The organism is Flavobacterium panici (genome assembly GCF_024499525.1).
Taxonomy (GTDB): domain Bacteria; phylum Bacteroidota; class Bacteroidia; order Flavobacteriales; family Flavobacteriaceae; genus Flavobacterium; species Flavobacterium panici.
This window is the reverse complement of sequence record NZ_CP100437.1, coordinates 5,585,739-5,606,317: the sequence shown is the minus strand read 5'-3', so window position 1 is coordinate 5,606,317 and position 20,579 is coordinate 5,585,739. Positions and strand designations below refer to the sequence as shown.

The 20,579-nt window shown below is 35.5% G+C and carries 13 protein-coding genes; 6 read left to right on the top strand and 7 right to left on the bottom strand.

Annotated elements, in window-relative coordinates; translation table 11 throughout:
• Positions 1-433 precede the first annotated feature (433 nt).
• The 6 genes from NLJ00_RS23375 to NLJ00_RS23350 form a co-directional block, all read right to left on the bottom strand.
• Positions 434-2,239 carry an acyl-CoA dehydrogenase family protein gene (locus NLJ00_RS23375; protein WP_256635602.1) on the bottom strand — a complete coding sequence of 602 codons (1,806 nt, stop codon included), beginning with the start codon at positions 2,237-2,239 and terminating at the stop codon, positions 434-436.
• A gap of 222 nt (positions 2,240-2,461) precedes the next feature.
• Complete coding sequence (locus NLJ00_RS23370; RefSeq protein ID WP_035647215.1) at positions 2,462-3,643, bottom strand: thiolase family protein; 1,182 nt, start codon at positions 3,641-3,643, stop codon at positions 2,462-2,464.
• 32 nt (positions 3,644-3,675) lie between these two features.
• Positions 3,676-4,056: a four helix bundle protein gene (locus tag NLJ00_RS23365; protein WP_180858257.1), complete on the bottom strand. Its 381-nt coding sequence runs from the start codon at positions 4,054-4,056 to the stop codon at positions 3,676-3,678.
• Between the two features lie 30 nt (positions 4,057-4,086).
• Positions 4,087-6,477 (bottom strand): 3-hydroxyacyl-CoA dehydrogenase/enoyl-CoA hydratase family protein, encoded by a 2,391-nt coding sequence (locus tag NLJ00_RS23360; RefSeq protein ID WP_256635601.1) that lies wholly within the window; start codon positions 6,475-6,477, stop codon positions 4,087-4,089.
• Positions 6,478-6,529: 52 nt separating this feature from the next.
• On the bottom strand, positions 6,530-7,015 hold the full coding sequence (locus tag NLJ00_RS23355; protein WP_256635600.1) for a MarR family winged helix-turn-helix transcriptional regulator: 486 nt from the start codon (positions 7,013-7,015) through the stop codon (positions 6,530-6,532).
• 221 nt (positions 7,016-7,236) lie between these two features.
• Positions 7,237-8,274, bottom strand: a complete 1,038-nt coding sequence (locus NLJ00_RS23350; protein WP_180858263.1) for a helix-turn-helix transcriptional regulator — start codon at positions 8,272-8,274, stop codon at positions 7,237-7,239.
• Positions 8,275-8,549: 275 nt separating this feature from the next.
• Here NLJ00_RS23350 and NLJ00_RS25065 point away from each other — a divergent pair, with 275 nt between their 5' ends.
• Entirely contained in the window at positions 8,550-12,923 is a 4,374-nt protein-coding gene (locus NLJ00_RS25065) for a PKD domain-containing protein (RefSeq protein WP_269468182.1), read from the top strand.
• Positions 12,924-12,938: 15 nt separating this feature from the next.
• Positions 12,939-13,940 (top strand): PorP/SprF family type IX secretion system membrane protein, encoded by a 1,002-nt coding sequence (locus NLJ00_RS23330; RefSeq protein ID WP_256635599.1) that lies wholly within the window; start codon positions 12,939-12,941, stop codon positions 13,938-13,940.
• Positions 13,941-14,310: 370 nt separating this feature from the next.
• Here NLJ00_RS23330 and NLJ00_RS23325 read toward each other — a convergent pair whose 3' ends face one another.
• Positions 14,311-14,925, bottom strand: coding sequence for an HD domain-containing protein (locus NLJ00_RS23325; RefSeq protein WP_256635598.1), 615 nt, complete (start codon positions 14,923-14,925; stop codon positions 14,311-14,313).
• A gap of 122 nt (positions 14,926-15,047) precedes the next feature.
• Here NLJ00_RS23325 and NLJ00_RS23320 point away from each other — a divergent pair, with 122 nt between their 5' ends.
• The 4 genes from NLJ00_RS23320 to NLJ00_RS23305 all read left to right on the top strand — a co-directional run bounded on the left by NLJ00_RS23320 (position 15,048) and on the right by NLJ00_RS23305 (position 20,571).
• The gene (locus tag NLJ00_RS23320; protein ID WP_256635597.1) at positions 15,048-16,574 is read left to right on the top strand and encodes a TROVE domain-containing protein; all 1,527 of its coding nucleotides are present in this window, start codon (positions 15,048-15,050) and stop codon (positions 16,572-16,574) included.
• Positions 16,575-17,627: 1,053 nt separating this feature from the next.
• The gene (locus NLJ00_RS23315) at positions 17,628-19,049 is read left to right on the top strand and encodes an RtcB family protein (RefSeq protein WP_256635596.1); all 1,422 of its coding nucleotides are present in this window, start codon (positions 17,628-17,630) and stop codon (positions 19,047-19,049) included.
• A gap of 306 nt (positions 19,050-19,355) precedes the next feature.
• A complete protein-coding gene (locus NLJ00_RS23310) occupies positions 19,356-19,691 on the top strand; it encodes a S24 family peptidase (RefSeq protein WP_256635595.1) in 336 nt (111 codons plus the stop codon).
• Positions 19,692-19,770: 79 nt separating this feature from the next.
• Entirely contained in the window at positions 19,771-20,571 is an 801-nt protein-coding gene (locus NLJ00_RS23305; RefSeq protein ID WP_256635594.1) for a TatD family hydrolase, read from the top strand.
• The last annotated feature ends 8 nt before the right edge of the window (positions 20,572-20,579 follow it).

Genomic DNA, 20,579 nt, shown 5'->3' with positions numbered 1-20,579 from the left:
ACATTAGAATTTAAATTTTGCTATCAATCCTGTAACATAACCTCAATTTTAATAAAGATTTGTGAAATAGGTTTAAACCATATAAGTGATATAAGTTCATTTTAGAGTGGACAGAATTTTATTCCGTTCCAATATTCCGTAGAGACGCACAGCAGTGCGTCTAACATAACGTAGATGCACTGCTGTGCGTCTCTACAAAAAATGCCACAGATTTACAGGATTAAAATGATTAAAAAATCTGTGAAAATCCTTTAATCTGTGGCAAAACAAAAAAACATAGTTAGACGCACTGCTGTGCGTTTCTACAAAAAAACATTTTTTTTTAAATGAACTTATATAACTTATATGGTTCAAAAAAACAAAAAAAATAAACCCGCACAGTTTCGGACTTGTGCGGGTTTAAACAAATTAAAAGCTAAAAACTATTTTTGAATTAGAAGCAGTATGAATTTTCTGCAACTAATTTAGAGGCAATTGTTTCTCTTAATGCCACAACATTTGGCAGGTTGGTGTATTTTGTAAAACGTTTTAATCCCATTAACATCATACGTTGTTCGTCACCTTCAGAGAAAGAAGCGATTCCTTCTTTTCCTCTTAAGTTTACGATATCAACCGCTTTGTACAAGTATAATTTTGCCATAGCGATTTGTTCTTTTACTTTATCTTCACCTTCTCTTTTCGCTAATTTCTCAGTTCTAAGAATAGTACTTTCAGCCATGTAGATTTCGATTAAGATATCGGCAGCAGCCATCAATAATTGTTGGTGAGAATCTAAATCCGGACCATATTTTTGAACAGCGCTTCCTGCAACCATTAAGAAAACTTTTTTCAGGTTAGCCACGATTGTTTTTTCTTCTGCAAATAATTCAGAGAAATCTGGAGTATCAAAAGAAGGAATTCCCATTAATTCTTCCTGAACTTTCATTGCTGGTCCAAGTAAATCAACGTGACCTTTCATTGCTTTTTTGATCAACATACCTACAGAAAGCATTCTGTTGATTTCGTTTGTTCCTTCGTAGATTCTCGCAATACGAGCATCTCTCCAGGCACTTTCCATTGGGGTATCTTCAGAGAATCCCATTCCGCCAAAAACCTGAATACCTTCATCAGAACAGTTTTGAACGTCCTCAGAAACGGCTACTTTCAAGATAGAACACTCGATAGCATATTCTTCAACACCTTTTAATTCTGCTTCCTGATGACTAGTTCCTTCAGCTTCACGAGCAGCGATTCTGTCTTCGATATCTTTTGCAGCACGGTAAGAAGCACTTTCTCCAGCGTAAGCGCTAGTCGCCATTTCAGCTAATTTATAACGTATAGCTCCAAAAGATGAAATAGAAGTATTGAACTGAATTCTTTCGTTAGCATATTTTACAGCTCCTGTAGTAACTCTTCTTTGAGCATCAAGACATGCAGCAGCTAATTTAATACGACCAACATTTAAAGCATTCATTGCGATTTTGAAACCGTTTCCTCTTTCAGATAACATGTTTTCGACTGGAACTTTTGTATCGTTGAAGAAAACCTGACGAGTAGAAGAAGCACGGATTCCTAATTTATGCTCTTCTTCATTCATAGAAATTCCGTTTGATGGATCGTTTTCTACGATGAAACCTGTAATATTTTTATCATCACCAATACGAGCAAAAACGATGAAAACGCTGCAGAAACCTGCATTCGAAATCCACATTTTTTGACCTGTAATTAAATAATGAGTTCCGTCTTCAGATAAAACAGCTTTTGTTTTTCCTGAGTTTGCATCAGATCCTGCGCCTGGTTCAGTTAAGCAATAAGCTCCAAACCATTCTCCAGAAGCCAATTTAGGAACGTATTTTTTCTTTTGTTCTTCGGTACCGTAAAGTGTAATTGGCATAGTTCCAATTCCGGTATGCGCACCAAAAGCAGTTGAGAAAGAACCAGTTGCTCCAGAAATATAGTCACAAACCAACATTGTAGAAACAAATCCCATTCCTAATCCACCGTATTCCTCAGGAACCGCAACTCCTAAAAGTCCCAGTTCACCAGCTTTACGCATAGAAGCTTCTGTATAAGCGTAATCTTTTTTCTCAAAACGATCTTTATGCGCCCATAATTCTTTGTCTACGAACTCTTTTACAGAGTCACGCATCATTAACTGCTCTTCAGAGAAATCTTCTGGTGTAAAGATATCTTCGCTCTTTGTTTCTTTAACTAAAAACTGACCACCACGGGTTACGTTTTTTTCGATTGTATCTGCCATTGCTTATGTTTTTTTGTATGTTTTTTTATGATATAATTACCTCAATCTTGTCATTTCGACGAAGGAGAAATCTCCGCAAGTAGCTCTACAAAGATTATCAGCTGTGTGGAAAATCGTCGCGGAGATTTCTCCTTCGTCGAAATGACAAACTGAGCGGTTACTTTGTGGAAATACTAGTGCGATTTCTCGTTCCTCGAAATGACAAACTAAACGATTACTTTCTTATAATACCTCGTAAATCCCCGCAGAACCTTGTCCAGTTCCCACACACATCGAAACGATTCCGTACTTATTACCTCTGCGTTTCATTTCGTCAAATAACTGAACAGAAAGTTTCGCTCCTGTACATCCCAGAGGGTGACCTAAAGAAATAGCTCCACCGTTTACGTTTACGATTTCCGGGTTAATGTTTAATTCGCGAGTTACTGCTAAAGCTTGTGAAGCAAAAGCCTCATTTAACTCAATTAATTCAATATCATTTAATGTTAAACCAGCTTGTTTCAAAGCTTTCGGAATTGCTTTTACAGGACCAATACCCATGATTCTTGGTTCAACACCAGAAGAAGCAAAGTTTACTAAACGTGCAATTGGTTCAAGGTTTAATTCTTTTACCATTTCTTCGCTCATGATTAAAACAAAAGCGGCACCGTCACTCATTTGAGAAGAGTTTCCGGCTGTTACACTTCCGTCAGCGGCGAAAACTGGTTTTAAACCTGCTAAAGCTTCTTTAGAAGTTCCTGCTCTTGGACCTTCGTCTTTATTTACAACGTATGATTTTGTTTCTTTTTTACCATTTTCATTGATGAAAGTCTGCTCAACAGTAATTGGAACGATTTGTTTGTCGAATTTTCCTTCTGCTTGTGCTTTTAATGCTTTCATGTGAGAGTTATAAGCAAACTCATCCTGATCTTCTCTTGAGATTTTGTATTGGTTAGCCACCGCTTCAGCAGTTAAACCCATTCCCCAATAGTAATCTTCGTGACCTGCAGCAGCAACTTTATAATCCGGAGTTGGTTTGTAACCTCCCATCGGAATAAAACTCATACTTTCTGCTCCACCGGCAATGATACAATCTGCCATCCCTGATTGGATTTTAGCAGTCGCCATTCCGATAGTTTCTAATCCAGAAGCGCAATAACGGTTAACTGTTACACCAGGAACATCTTCCACTTTTAGTCCCATTAAAGAGATCAAACGTCCAACGTTTAAACCTTGTTCTGCTTCCGGCATGGCATTTCCTACCATAACGTCATCGATACGTTTTTTGTCAAAATCAGGCAGTTCGTCCATCATAAACTGAATGGTTTCTGCAGCTAATTCATCAGGTCTTTTAAATCTAAAAACACCTTTTGGAGCTTTTCCAACTGCTGTTCTATATGCTTTTACTATATATGCTGTTTTCATAAATGATTGTATTAAGATTGGAGAATTAAGTATTAAGATTTTCCAATTGTTTTGTTGATTTTATCCTTTAGTGATCTTTGAAATGAAAAATTCATATTCGAAACTTCTACTAATTGATTAATAGTTGGTTGAATTAAATCTTCATTAACAAGCTTAAGTCTTTTTGCAAGTATTAATTGGGTTATTAATTCAAAAGTTGAACCATTTGCAATTCCTAAAAAATGCATAAATTCTTTATCTGAATTTCTACCTGAACCTTCAGCAATATTTGAAGGAATAGAAACAGCACATTTTTTTATTTGATGAATTAAATTGAATTTTTCATCATTTGGCAGCAATGCTGAGATTTCATAAACATAAACCGCTATATCCATTGCTTTTTGCCAAATCTTTAATTTTTCAAACTGGTGCATTTCTTAATACTTAATTCTTATTACTTGATACTAGTTTCTCAAAGGTTTTCCTTTAGTTAACATGTACTGGATTCTTTCTAACGTCTTGCGTTCTGTACATAAACTCAAGAAAGCTTCACGTTCGATATCTAATAAATATTGTTCAGATACTAAAGTAGCTTCAGATAAATCACCACCAGCCATTACGTAAGCCAGTTTGTTAGCAATTTTCTTGTCGTGCTCAGAAATGTATTTTCCAGCTTCCATTTGATCTGTTCCAACTAAGAACATACCTAATGCTTGTTTTCCTAGAACTTTAACATCCGTTCTTCTGATAGGTTGTGTATAACCAGCTTCAGCTAATAACAATGCATGTTTTTTAGCTTCAGCAATCTGACGATCTTTGTTTACCACAATAACATCTTTTCCATGTTGAAGAAGTCCAGTGTCAAAAGCTTCATAACCAGAAGTTGAAACTTTTGCCATTGCGATAGTTAAGAAATACTCTTGAAGAACGTTCAATTCCACATCATTTTTGCGGAATAAATCTGAAGCTCTTAAAGTCATTTCTTTAGAACCACCACCACCAGGGATAACTCCAACACCAAATTCAACTAATCCCATATACGTTTCTGCAGCAGCAACTACTTTATCAGCGTGTAAGCTCATTTCGCATCCACCACCAAAAGTCATTCCGTGAGGCGCCACTACAACTGGAATTGAAGAATAACGAACACGCATCATTGTATCTTGAAACAATTTAATTGCCATGTTCAATTCGTCGTATTCCTGTTCAACTGCCATCATGAAAATCATTCCGATATTAGCCCCAACAGAGAAATTCGCTGCCTGGTTTCCAATAACTAAACCTTGGTATTCTTTTTCAGATAAGTCAATTGCTTTATTGATAGCCTGAAGTACATCGCCACCAATTGTATTCATTTTAGATTGGAATTCTAAGTTCAAAATTCCGTCTCCTAAATCCTGAATGATTGCACCACTATTGCTCCAAACTTTTTTGCTTTCGCGGATGTTGTTCAGAATAATGAATGAATCTTGTCCAGGAACTTTTACTTGAGATTTTGTTGGAATGTTATAGAAATAAGTTGCTCCTTCTTTAACAGAATAGAAACTTTCACTTCCAGAAGCCAACATTTCACTAACCCATGCAGCAGGCTCTAAACCTTCAGCTTTCATGATTTCAATTCCTTTGGCAACACCAATGGCATCCCAGATTTCGAATGGACCATTTTCCCATCCAAAACCAGCTTTCATCGCATCGTCAATTTTGTATAATTCGTCTGAGATTTCAGGAATTCTGTTTGACACATAAGCAAACATTCCAGCGAAACTCTTACGGTAGAATTCTCCCGCTTTGTCTGTTCCTTTAACTAAAACTTTAAAACGATTGATTGGTTTATCGATAGTCTTTGTTAGTTCAAGAGTAGCAAAATTTGCTTTTTTCGCAGCGCGGTATTCTAATGTATCTAAGTCTAAAGAAAGAATATCTTTGTCTACTTTTTTATAAAAACCTTGTCCGGTTTTGCTTCCTAACCAATTATTTTCCATCATTTTGTTGATGAAATCAGGAAGTTTGAACAATTCGTGTTGTTCGTCATTTGGGCAGTTTTCATAAATACCGTTGGCAACGTGTACCAAAGTATCTAAACCAACAACGTCAACCGTACGGAAAGTAGCTGATTTTGGACGACCAATTACTGGTCCAGTCAATTTATCAACTTCTTCGATTGTTAATCCCATTTCTTTTACCAAGTGGAATAAACTCTGGATTCCGTAAATACCAATTCTGTTTCCAATAAACGCCGGAGTATCTTTAGCAACAACAGATGTTTTTCCTAAAAATTTAGATCCGTATTCGTTTAAGAAATCCAATACTTCAGTAGAAGTTTTTGGACCAGGAATAATTTCAAATAATTTTAAGTAACGCGCAGGGTTAAAAAAGTGAGTTCCGCAGAAGTGTTGTTGAAAATCTTCGCTTCTTCCTTCGCTCATAAAATGAATTGGAATACCAGAAGTGTTAGAAGTAACTAAAGTTCCCGGTTTACGGAATTTCTCGATTTGTTCAAAAACTAATTTCTTAATGTCTAAACGCTCTACAACAACCTCGATAATCCAGTCAACATTGGCAATTTTTGCCATATCATCAGTTGTATTTCCAGTCGTGATTCTGTTTGCGAATTTTTGACTGTAAATAGGAGAGGGTTTTGATTTTAATGAATTCGCCAAATGTTCGTTTACCACACGGTTGCGAACGGCTTTACTTTCAAGTGTTAATCCTTTTTTAGCTTCAGCTTCAGTCAGTTCGCGAGGTACGATGTCCAGAAGTAAAACTTCAACACCAATGTTAGCAAAATGACAAGCTATACCTGAACCCATAATTCCGGATCCAATTACAGCAACTTTTTTAATTGTGCGTTTCATATTTGTAAAATTTGTTTTTTTGGGTAGAATCTGAATTTTCCTTTAAAAAAGATTATTCATTTTCTGGGTTTTCTGTTTGCTTTGCCAGATCGCTGGCGTTCGTGTGATTGAAAATATTTTTATCCTGAATTAATTCATTTATGATTTCAGAAACTTCGATAAAATGTTTCAGTTTCTCGTCTGATACATGTTTTCTAACTGTTTCATTAAATTTCAGAACTGTATTTTTAGATAAATCTCTTTTTTCTTTTCCAAAATCGGTCAGGTAGATTAAAACACCTCGTCCGTCACTTGGGTTTTTTTTGCGAACAATTAAACCTTTTTCTTCCATAGATTTAAGTGTTCTTGTTAAGCTGGTTGCTTCCATACCCATTCTTGGGCCTAAAGCGGTTGATGGAGTTCCTTCTTCCTTATCCATACTTAAAAGAGCAAATCCTGTTGCCATGGTAGCATCGTACTTTGCAGCCTCTTCATTATACATTCTTGAAACAGCCTGCCATGTAGCTCTCAAAATATAATCTATTGTTTTGTCTTTCATAGGTAACTATATCGATTTCAAATATAATTAAAAAATACTATGCATGCATATAATTTTTTAATAAATTTTTGGTTAGTTAAAAAATCCCACTGATTTAGTGTGGTTTGGTGGTTTATTTAGAGTGAAATATACTATTCTTTTTTTGGATTTTAACATTTTTGATGGTGTCAAAATCTTTTTTTAATTTTAAAATCGGGTTTAATTCTTCATTCTTCAAAAAATTATGAATTTAATTCAATAGAATTTTCAGGTTCGTATCTTGAAATTGAATCCTGAAAAATCTTTTTTATACGATTTCTGAGTCCTTCGGGTCTTAAAATTTCAACACAGCTTCCAAAACCCAGAAAAAGCCTTTCCATTTCATAATTTGGTATTACAAACAAATGCACGATAATACTTCCATCTTCATTTTCTTTAATAACACGCTGAGAAGTATGCAAAGGTTTTGTGATGACGTACGGGGCATTCGAAGCATCGACCCACAATTCAATTCTCCTTGCTTTTAATCCTGAATTGACTGTAACTCCAATTACATCCCTATAATAATTATCTGCATCAAAATCTTCTTCTAAATAAGGAAGATTAAAATCATAATCAATAGAAATTATTCTGTCCAAAGCTAAATTTGTAATTGGCTGTGATGCTTTTTTCTTCCCAATTAAAAACCAGCGGTTGTTGAATTCCTTTAATATAAAAGGATGAAAATGAAATTTAGTTTCTTCTCTCGATTTAAAAGATTTATAAGTAATAATCAGAACCATTTTCTTTATAATCGCCTGATAAATTTCATCTAAATAATGAAGACCTTTTAGATTCTCATTTTTATCCAAATAAATTACAGGTTTTGTATGTGATTTTTCGGCGTAGATTTTATCTTCTAAACGCTGTAAAATATCAGATACATCATTAAAAAGGGAGAAATCTTTGAATTGTTTTAACATCGAAACCGTTTCGGTCAAAACATTCATATCTGTTTCCGTCAATGGAATATCGGTTATCGTGAAATCTTCGTCTTCATATTTATAATACTTTTTATCGTAAACAACAATTGGCGCATTGTAACCCAGCTTTTCACTTCGCATCAATTGAATGTCCATTTGAATAGTTCGCTTACTTATGGGGTTTTCGCGGCCTTCATATTCAAATAAAGCTTCAGAGCAGCATTCGATTAAATCTTCTAAAGTCCATTGCCGGTATTTATTCTGCAAACATTTGTCAATCGTTTTGTACCGAATTAAGGCGTTTTTATTTTGTGACATATATTATATGGGTTTTGGTCGCAAAAGCGTTAATTTTTATTTTATGCCACAGATTAAAAGGATTAAAAGGATTAAAAAAATCTGCTGAAATCTCTTAAATCGGTGGCATAAATAAAACATAGTTTATATTTATTTACAGATAAAAATACTGATTTTATTGTAATACGCAACAGCTTTGCGTAGTAGTTTTAAAACTTATTCAAAATGAGTATTTCTACTATTTTTTTGTTAAATAAAATCGTCTACTTTTACCGCTCAAATTTTAACAATACCACATGGGGAAACTTTACTCGCTGCACATATATTGTGTTTTTTTTATTACTACTTCATTATTTGCCTTTAATACAAATGACAGAAGTAATTTAGCCCTTAAGGATTGTTATAATCTTACTGTTCCTCCAACTGTTGATTTTAATTTTACCAATAATAATGCCTGCTCAGGTACTCCTGTAACATTCAATGCAGTAGTTACCGGCGCGGCACCTTTTACTTATAAATGGGATTTTGGAGATGGCACTTCAGCAGCAATAAATAACCCGAACCATGCTTTTACAGCACTTGGCTGCGGATCTCAAGACTTTACTGTAAAACTTACGGTTACAGATGCAAATGGCGAAGTAAATTCGGTTACCAAAACCGTTTCGGTAAAGCAAAAACCAGATTTAAAATTCGTTGATTTAAGTGCTCCGACATCTGCAAAACCTTTTGAAAGATGTGGTGATAATAACTCAAATCCAAAATATACAATAAATGTTGGAAACAGCTCGGCTTCTGCTTCTTGTGTCACATCTTACAATGTAGATTGGGGAGACGGCAGCACCGAAACTAATGTTGTTTTTCCTAAAAAACATGAATACAAAAAATTAGGTTCGTTCAACATGGTAATTACTGCAATGGGAACAAGTACCTGCAATAATTCGATTACCTATGTTGTAAAAAATTCTAATAACCCAATTGGGGCACTTATTGCACCGGGTAATACAACAAACTTATGTACACCTGTACCGCCAATGGATTTTGCAATTGGATCATGGGGACTAAATCCATCTGATACTAATTATCAGGTAAATTATGGTGATGGAACGTTCCAAAGTTATACGCAGGCGCAATTAGAAAGTTCTCCATATTATAACAGTTTAAATCCGCAGGCGTCGCAAAATTTCCCTATTCCGCATACGTTTACACGATTTAATTGTCCATCAGGAAATACGGTTACATTAACTATAACAACTTCTTGTGGAAGCACTTATTTAACCGCCGGGCCAATTATTATTTTAGATGTTCCTGTAATAAGTTTCAACGTACAAAGTATTGCATGTGCAAATACGTATACTCAATTTCATAATACAACTCAGGCAGGTTATACAAATGATTGCAGCACTTATAATGTATACACTTGGGATTTTGGAGACGGAACACCTGTTTCCAGAGAAGTAAGTCCTTCTCACGTCTATACTCAGCCGGGAACTTATACCATAAAATTATCTGCTCAAACTCCCTGCGGAATTGGAAGATCAACCACGCAAACCATTTGTGTAGAGCCTGTATTAGTACCAAGTTTTACTTATGCAACAGCTTGTGCTTCAGAAAATGTTCAGATAACGAATACAACAGACACAAGTTTAGGCTGCGGTGCAGAAAGTTATTATTGGGAAGTTTTGAGTTATTATGAAGGATTTTGCGGAAAAGGGCTGGGACAATCTTATTTTGTAAATGGTCAGTATGTTAGAAATCCAGTTATTAATTTCAGTATTCCGGGAACATATGAACTAAGGTTAAGAACACTAAACTCTTGTGGTGTTTATCAATATACTACAAGATATATTGATGTAAAAAAGAAACCAGTAATCAAATTAGATCCTATTTCTGATTTCTGTAAATCTGCCACAATCAGACCAGTTGGTACAGTAGTAGAAACTTGTTCTCCAAGTTCAGAGATTACCTATTTATGGAGTTTTCCGGGAGGAACGCCTTCAACATCTACATCATTAAATCCGGGTTCTATTAATTATACCAAAACTGGAAATTATACCGCTACTTTTAGTGTTACAAATAGCTGCGGAACAACAAGTGTATCAAGAAATTTTTCTGTAGATATGGTTCTTTCGCCTGTAATAACACCTAAAACGGCAGTAATTTGCAGTGGCAATTCATTTCAGATTACGCCAGTCAGCAACGGAACTACAGATAATGTACCAGCCGGAACAACTTTTGTTTGGTCGAATCCGGTAGTTACTCCTGCGGGAGCGATAAGCGGTGCATTTGCAGAAACAACACCAAGAACAAGTATCGGTCAGACTTTAACCAATCTTACTAATAATCGCGCAACAGTTGTTTATACCGTTTCACCAATTTCTAAACTATGTCCGGGACCAGATTTTACGATTACAGTAACAGTCGATCCATTGATAAATGTAACAGAAATTATAAAGCAGGGAACTTGTTTTGGAGCTAACGATGGTGCAATAAACATAACCGTTGCGGGAGGAATTCCGTTTACAACAGGCGCACCTTATACGTATACATGGACAGGACCTGACGGATACACGAGTTCAAACCAAAATATTTCGAACTTAAAACCGGGATATTATAATTTAACGGTAGGAGATAATGGAAATTGTCCGTTTTCACGATCGTATTATGTGGGTGAACCGGGGAAATTTCAAATTTTAGGAGAATACAAACAAGATATAACCTGTTTTGGTCTTAACGACGGAAGAATTAATGTAAACGTATCTGGCGGAAATTTACCTTATACCTATCTATGGACAAAAGATGGAAATCCTTTTACCGCAAATTCCGGAAACCTGAGTAATCTGGAGCCGGGAGTTTATGATGTAACCATTACAGAAAAAAATAACTGTGGAATTCTCCATGGAAATTACAAGATCGAAGAACCGCCATTGTTAGAACTTAGTTTTGTAAGCAAAGTTGATGTTTTATGTTATGGTTATTCAACAGGAGAAATTGATGTAAAAACAGTTGGAGGAAGAGTAACAGAAACTTCTCCGGGTGTTTACAGCTACAGCTATTTTTGGACAGGACCAAACGGATATACGAGTTATTCTCAAAATCTAAGAAATGTTCCAGCCGGAAATTATCATCTAACCGTTTCAGATAATTCGGGTTGTACAGATGATCTTGATGTGATATTACTTCAAAATGATGAAATAAAAATAGATTATACTAAAACCGAAATTGCATGTTATGATTATGCCGATGCTTCGATAACGATTAACAAGATAACTGGCGGAGTTCCATTTGCAACCGGAGATCCGTACATTATTAAATGGAGTAATTTAGGAACCGGACTTGTACAAAATAATTTATCAGCAGGAACTTATATTATTTCTATTACCGATGCTGTAGGCTGTCCTAAAGATTTTACGATAGTAATCGACAACGCACCAATTTTTAAAATCGATCCAGATATTAAAAAAATATCTTGTTATGGCGAAAAAGATGCTCATATCCGTTTAAATCTTGTAGGCGGAAAAGCGCCTGTAAAATTAGTTTGGGATGATGACGCAACAGCTGGAATTGAGAGAAACAATTTAGGGCCGGGAAAATATTCGGTAACCATTACCGACGACAAAAACTGTATCATTAAAGGTTCATGGATAATTGATAATCCTTTATTATTAGAATTAAATGCCGATGTTAAAAACCCATTAGACTGTCTTAATGCTAATACAGGTTCTATCAATTTGGTAGTAACAGGTGGAACACCGCCATTTACATACGAATGGTCAAATGGTGCAAATACTGAAGATTTAGAAAATTTAATACCAAATAACTATACCGTAAAAGTAACCGATGCAAACGGCTGTAATAAATCGGCATCGTTTAAAATCACCCGTTTCGAACAGCTTACGCCATCAATCGAAGTGTTAACAGATTTTAATTGTGATACCAAACATGTTAAACAAACATTTGTAGGACATGTAAAAGGAGGAATTCCGCCTTATACACTTAGTTGGTCAGATGGAGTAGTTTCTGGAGTAAATGGTGAAATTATGAATACCGATAATAACGGTTTGGTAATCTTTACTGTAAAAGACAGTTTTGGCTGTTCTGCAGATGTTTCATACAATGTCGATACGCCAGTTTTAGGTATTGCGAACTTCTCGACAGGTTCTTACGGAAAAGACATGTACGATTTATATTCAATTTACGATCCTATCACGTTTACCAATTTAGCGACTGGAACTTTCACATTAATTTCCTGGGATTTTGGAGATGGAAATTTCTCAGACGAAGAAAATCCAAAACATATCTATACTAAAGAAGGAACGTATACTATAAAGCAAACCGTAACCTATCCTTTTGGCTGTCAATACACGTATAGCACAACATTAAAAGTAGAAAAAGGATACAGCTTAATTATGCCAAATGCCTTTACACCAAATAATGACGGAATGAACGATACGTTTGCGCCAGTATTTCTTGGTTTATCAGACATTACCTTAGACGTTTATGACACTTGGGGCGCTGTTATTTACTCAGAAACCGGAACAAACATTAGAGGGTGGAATGGAAAAGTAAAAGACATAGATGCCGAAAACGGGAACTACTATTATAAAATAACCTTAAATACCTTTTACCACCATACTGTAGTAGAAAAAGGAGCATTTACACTAATTAAATAAGCAACAGAATAACCAATGAGATTAAAACTATTTATTATAATTATTACATGTTGCTTCTATTCTCAGGCAAAAGCGCAAGATCCTATTTTTACACAATATTTTCTAATTCCAGAAACCCTAAATCCGGGATTTACAGGATTTATGGAAACCACTTATGCAGGTATAATTCACCGTGAACAATGGCCGGATTTAGATCTTAAAATAGATACCGATTATGCATTTGTAAATACCTGGAGCGACAAATTAAACAGCGGTTTAGGAATTAGTTTTTTAAACCAAAGAGAAAACCTGACCAGCTATAATTATTCGCAGATAAACGCCAATTATGCCTATAAAGTAAGATTAAATGACGACTGGTATTTTAGACCCGCTGTCGAAGCCGGTTTCGGACTTAAATCATTTGGATTTCAAAATTTATTGCTCGAAGATCAAATTAATATCCGAACAGGTGTGATCAATTCAAGAACAAACGACCAGGCGGCTTTAAACAGAAAAATGACCTTTTTTGATGTTTCTGCCGGAATGGTTTTCAATAACGACAACGCTTGGGTTGGCCTTTCGATGAAACATCTTAACAAACCAAATATTGCCTTTAGTTCAGATGGAAATGTGCCCTTAAATACCTTTTTCTCCTTGAGCGCAGGTTACGAATTCCTCGTAATAGATTATATCGATGTATTGCTGCTTCCGTACGAAACCAAGTTTTTTGTAACCTCAAATTACATGCAGCAAGGCCGATACAACCGACTTGATTTAGGAGCTTCGATATTATTTGAAAAAATATTCTTTGGCGCAACAGCCGTAACAAATCCCGCAAAAAATGGAATCAACGGCGATTTGCTGACTTCTGTAAATCTTTTTACAGGCTTGCAGTACGAACATTTAAGATTTGGACTTTCATACGATTTAAACACAACAAAAATTGGGAAAACAGGCGGAATCTACGAACTTTCGTTAACCTATCAGTTTGATTTAAGCAGAAAATGTTTCGGCTGTCCTAACTATTCAGGGAAATAATATAAGGATAATAATTTGGGCGTGTCCCTTCGGGTCGGGCTTTCGGCTATATCTTTTGTTCCGTTTCTCTTCACAAAAGGATACCGCCTCAATCCCTCACGCATCTGAGATAACAAAAAAAATCGTTTTTAATAATTATAAAATGATTTCAATTTTCCGCCCAGATATTCCACACAGATATTCCGTAGAGGCGCACCGTAGAGGCGCACAGCAGTGCGTCTCCGCAACGATGATCCACAACGTTAAAAATAAAACAAACCCGACAGGTTTTTAAAACTTGTCGGGTTTAATCATTATGTTATATTGGTATCGAATTACTTTGCGTAGACGCACTGCTGTGCGTCTCTACGGAATATCTTTGCGTATAATTTTACGTTAATAAAGAAATCTCTTTTTCAATATTAATTCTCGCTTTCTTCTCATATAAATTTCGGAATTCATTGGTCTGAAAAATAAACTCATTTTCCAGAAAATGTTTCAGGGCTTTGGCACGCCCGGGTTTGTATAGAAAATCAGGATAAATTCGGTATTCCTTTCTAATTTGTTCAAAATAGATCTTATAATCTTCCCAGTTTCGGGCAAGAATTTTCAAATCAAAATCAATCAGCCAGTTAATATCCTCAATATTATTATGCTGATGTTGCTGCGTAGCACAAATCGCATCAAAAACTAATTGCTTATTTAAATTGATATTTTCAGGTAAAATCGCCAAAGCATATTCGGCACTTTTGAGTTCGTTATCTTTTTTAGAACTCGAATAAACAAAATCATGATAAAAAATAGAAAATAATATCTCATTTGGATTTTGAAGTTTATCACGATACGTTTCAAAACTCTCAATCATAGCCGAAATATGAGTTAAGTTATGATAATGTCTTGATTTTGTTGAATATGCCTTTTCTAAATCCTTCCAGTTCTGCTGAATTTCATTTGCTGAAAAGCCAATATTCAAAAGTAATTCAGAATAGATTTTCTCTAAATTCATCTTGTTTTTTACTCAAATTTAAAATTTCTTTTTTACTGCGCAAAATAACTGCGTACTACTTTTGAAATCTTTGCTCAAGAAATAAAACAATAACCATTGTCTAATTTTAAAAACCAGAAATTATGAAATTCAATTTTTTAGCAAAAGAGAAAAACAATAAAAGCAATATAGTTAATCATGAAAATGCACCAGCTTTTTCTTTAACATCAGAATACGAATTGTACGCAGCAGTTGTAACAACAAGTTTAAACGCTTCATTTTATGAAAAAGATACAACTCGTTTACAAAGAATACAAAGCTTAATCAAAAAAAGCAATCCGGTATTTGTAGCAAAATTGGCTGTCTATGCCCGTAACGAAATGCATATGCGTTCTGTACCATTAGTTTTGGTAGTAGAATTAGCCAAAATATATTCTGGCGATTCATTAATCAGTAAAATGATAACTCATGTTATACAACGTGCAGACGAAATAACAGAATTGTTAGCGTATTACCAAATGGCAAACGAACGAAATGGCGTTAAAAAGTTAAACCGTTTATCAAAACAAATACAAAAAGGTTTAGCCGTTTCGTTCAACAAATTTGACGAATACCAATTCGCAAAATACAATCGTGATGGTGCAGTAAAATTAAAAGATGCCTTGTTTTTGGTACATCCAAAAGCAAAAGACGAAGCACAGCAAGTAATCTTTGATAAATTGGTAGACAACACTTTGCAAACGCCATATACATGGGAAACAGAATTGTCGCAATTAGGTCAAGTAAAATTTTACAACCATATTGAAAAACAAAAAGCATTCAAACAAAAATGGGAGGAATTAATCGATAGCGGTAAAATAGGTTACATGGCTTTGTTACGTAACTTACGAAATATCTTAGAAGCGAATGTTTCAGGTTCTCATATGTTGAAAGTATGCGATTACCTTTCTAACGAAAAAGCAGTCGCCAACTCAAAACAATTGCCATTCCGATTTTTAGCAGCGTATCGTGAAGTGAAAGACTTGAATTTCAAATACACTTCAATGGTTTTAGATGCTTTAGAAGATGCTGTTATGGCGAGTTCACAAAACATAAAAGGTTTTGATGTTAATACATCGGTTGTAATTGCCTGCGACGTTTCCGGTTCTATGCAAAAAGCAATCTCACCAAAAAGTAAAGTAATGCTTTACGATATTGGTTTGATGTTGGGTATGTTAATGCAAAGCCGTTGTCAAAATGTGATAAGCGGTATGTTTGGTGACCGTTGGAAAATAATCAATATGCCAAAACGAAGCATATTGGCTAACGTTAACGAATATTACAAACGCGAAGGGGAAGTTGGTTATGCTACAAACGGTCATTTGGTTGTAGAAGACTTAATAAACCGAAAAGAAATTGTAGATAAAGTAATGTTGTTTACAGATGTTCAAATGTGGAATAATACGTACACAAAAGACTCATTTGCAAACTCATGGAACCGATACAAAACTATCGCACCAAACGCAAAATTGTATTTGTTTGATTTGGCTGGTTACGGTCAGTCGCCAATAAACATCGAAAAAAACGATGTATATTTAATAGCCGGCTGGTCAGATAAAGTATTTGATGTTTTGAATGCTTTAGAAGATAAAAACAGCGCGTTGAATTACATCAACCGAATAGAATTATAAAAAAAAAGAATCTACTGCGCAAAATAATTGCGCAGTAGTATTTGAATATTTGTAAAAGAAATAAGTTCATTGAAAATAAAAACAAGTACCGTAAAAAAGAATTACTTCGTGTCGTGGGTTCAATTCCCATCAATTCTATTTTAAAAATTAGAGATGTAGCTCAGCTGGTTAGAGCAGAAATTTCTTTTTGAATGTTGTCTTGTTTTAAAAAAACATTGGTGTCGTAGACAAGAGTTACTTCGAGGGAATTGTGTTACAGGTTCGAATCCTGTTCAGATAATCTGATGGTGTAAGTGGAAACACGCATAAATAGTCTCTTGTCGCTCATAACCCGATAAAATAAAAAGAATGTCGTAAATAAGAGATACTTCGTCTCCAATTTAGGGGAGGAATAACGAAGTTGTAAAATCAGCAAGGTTATCCAGTTCGACTCTGGCACAGACAAAGCCCCGCCCAATTCTCTTATTGATTTTTACTTCTTTTAAAAAATGGAAAATGTCGTGTGTGAGAGTTACTTCGTATAGGGTTCAAAATACTCTCATCAATTATTACTTTTTCAAAAAATAAGATGCCGTTTATAAGTGTTACTTCGTTGGTTGATTTATTAGGTTCGAGTCCTAAATTATCACTTATACAATATTGCTCTTAAAAAAAGAGTGTCGTCAGGAAATGGTTCCTTCGTTCCAAAGAAAATTAAACCATTCCTAAACATTACCTCTTTTAAAATTATTAATTAAAATGGATGTAGAATAAACATCAAATAAATAAAATTAAACACCAGGTTTGTCATTTCGAGGAACGAGAAATCGCACTAGAAACTCGACAAAGATTGGCGATTCTCTTTGTAGATTAACTCGTGCGATTTCTCCTCCGTCGAAATGACATAAAATGAGAAAAAAAAATCATTTTAATCCTTTTAATCTGTGGCTAAATAAAACTTTGCGACTTTGCGAGAAATATGTCTTCGCTGAGAAAAAAACTTAGAATTAAAACAGCTGCGCAAAATAACTGCGCAGTACAAAACAACCTTTGTACTATCAAAAAAACAAAACCATGAATACACAAATAAACGGTACAGATATATTAGAATTAGGATTCCCAGAAGGAAAAATAATTGGGATTGCATTAAAAATAAACAGCAAAAGAAACGGATTTAACCGCGATCAAATGATCACAAATTTTAAAAACGTATTAGAAACTCCAGAAAACTATATAGATGATAAAATATTCAGCAAACTAGCCGTTGCTTTGATCGAAAAAGCAAATGAAAAACCAGAAGATTTCATCGCTTTAAACGAAACTCCAAATGCGTATTCGGCTTACGGATTAGACCAAATCGAAGACGGAGCTAGAAAACAAATGGAAGTTGCCATGAAACTTCCCGTTACCGTTGCAGGCGCTTTAATGCCAGACGCGCATCAAGGTTACGGATTACCGATTGGAGGAGTTTTAGCCACAAAAAATGCCATTATTCCGTATGGTGTTGGTGTCGATATTGGTTGTAGAATGGCGTTATCAGTTTATGATATTGCAGAAGATTTTTATTTTGAAAACGAAGCCAAATTCAAAAGAGAATTAATTGCCAATTCTATTTTTGGAGCAGGTCACGGATTTCACGGTCAATACAAATCAGATCATGCAGTTTTGGAGAACGATACTTTTAACATGACTCCTTTTGTGAAAAATTTAAAAGATAAAGCCTGGTCACAATTAGGATCTTCTGGCGGTGGAAATCACTTTGTCGAATTCGGAATCATGGAATTTGCAAAAGACGATGCCGTTTTGAATATTCCAAAAGGTAAATATGTCGCTTTGTTAACGCATTCAGGTTCACGCGGAATGGGCGCAACAATTGCCGGACATTATACTAAAATTGCCAAAGACGAATGCAAACTTCCAGAAGTAGCCAGAAACTTAGCTTATTTAGATATGAATTCACAATTAGGACAAGAATATTGGCTGGCGATGAACCTTGCGGGAGATTACGCTTCGGCTTGTCATGAAATTATCCATAACAAAATGGAAAAAGCTTTGGGAGCAACGATTTTAGCCAAAGTCGAAAACCACCATAATTTTGCGTGGAAAGAAATCTGGAACGGAGAAGAAGTAATCGTACATAGAAAAGGAGCAACCCCGGCCGGAAAAGGCGTTATGGGAATTATTCCGGGAAGTATGACCGCACCGGGATTTTTAGTGAGAGGAAAAGGTGAGGAGAACGCCATAAATTCTGCTTCGCATGGTGCAGGAAGACAAATGAGCAGAACTCAGGCCATAAAAAATATCACAAAAACCGAAATGAAAACGATCTTAAAAGATCACGGCGTTACGCTTATTGGTGCAGGTTTGGACGAAGCACCAATGGCCTATAAAGATATCAATCAGGTAATGGAAGCACAACAAGAATTAGTTGATGTTGTCGCCAAATTTACCCCAAAATTAGTGAGAATGGCCGATGATGGAAGTAGAGAAGACTAGTGGTCAGTGATCAGTTTTGAGTGTTCAGTCACAGTCGCAGTTTTCAGCGTAGAGACGCACAGAGCAGTGCGTCTAACACAACGTATCCTCATTTTATGTCATTTCGACGTAAGGAGAAATCTCCACGAGTAGCTCCACAACGTGAGTCTAATCTTTGTAGAGTTTCTTGCGGAGATTTCTCCTTACGTCGAAATGACAAACTTTGTGTAAAAAACTTTGCGACTCTGCGACTTCGCAAGATTAAAAACAAACCAAAGATCAAAAAGAAACTTTGCGTCTTAGAGCCTTCGTAGCAAAAATAAAAATATGAATAACAAATACGAACGACTGAAAACAGAATTAGAAACAGTCGGCAATGGAAAAATGAAAGCATTTGGAGACTCAATGCGGCCCATATTAAAAAGCGGAAGTCTCTTAACATTTATAAAAAGCGAAAATTACCAAATAGGCGATATCGTATTCTGCAAAGTAAAAGGCAGATACATCAACGCCCATAAAATCATAAAAACCGACACAAACAAAGGTTTCCTAATCGCCAACAACCACGGATTCGAAAATGGCTGGACAAAAATCATTTACGGAAAAGTAATTCAGGGCGAGTTTAAAAATGAGGTAATTTATATGAAAATGGACAAAGATTAAATTCCAAATTCCAATTTTAATCATCTTAAAAATAAAAAACTTTGTGTCTTAGTGCCTTAGTGGCAAAAAAATAAAAAAAATGAAAACATACATAGACATAGGAATCAACCTAACCAATAAACAATTCCAAAACGACTTAGACGATGTTGTACAAGACGCGCTCGACGCCGACGTATCGCAAATGATCCTGACCGGAACGAGCGTACGAAACAGCGAAGCTTCATTAGAAATCGCAAAACAATATCCGGGAATATTATATTCCACAGCTGGAATTCATCCGCATGATGCGAAGAGTTTTGACGAAAAAAGCATTTCGAAACTGCGGAATTTATTAAAGCAGAAACAAGTCGTTTCCGTTGGCGAATGCGGACTCGATTTTGATCGTGACTTTTCGCCCAGAAACAAACAGGAACAATGTTATAAAGCCCAATTAGAATTGGCGATCGAAGTTCAGAAACCTTTGTTTTTGCACGAAAGAGCTGCTTTCAATAGTTTTATGAATATCACCAAAGACTATTTACCGCAATTGCCAAAAGCCGTTGTGCATTGTTTTACGGGAACGCTGCAAGAAGCCAAAAGCTATCTTGATAACGGATTTTATCTTGGTTTTACCGGAGCGATTTCTGATACCAAACGTTTCAGTCATTTAAAAGAAGTCATTCAGTACGTTCCGCTTGACCGAATGATGATCGAAACCGATGCGCCGTTTATGCTTCCAAAAAATGTTCCGAACAGTCTCTTGAAGAAATACCATGAACGAAGATGCGAACCTGCTTTTCTGCCTTTTGTTGCCGGAACAATTGCACAGTTTAAAGGAATTACTTTAGATAAAGTGGCGGAGGAAACGACTAGGAATTCTAAAAGCTTTTTTGGGATTTAGGCTTGTTC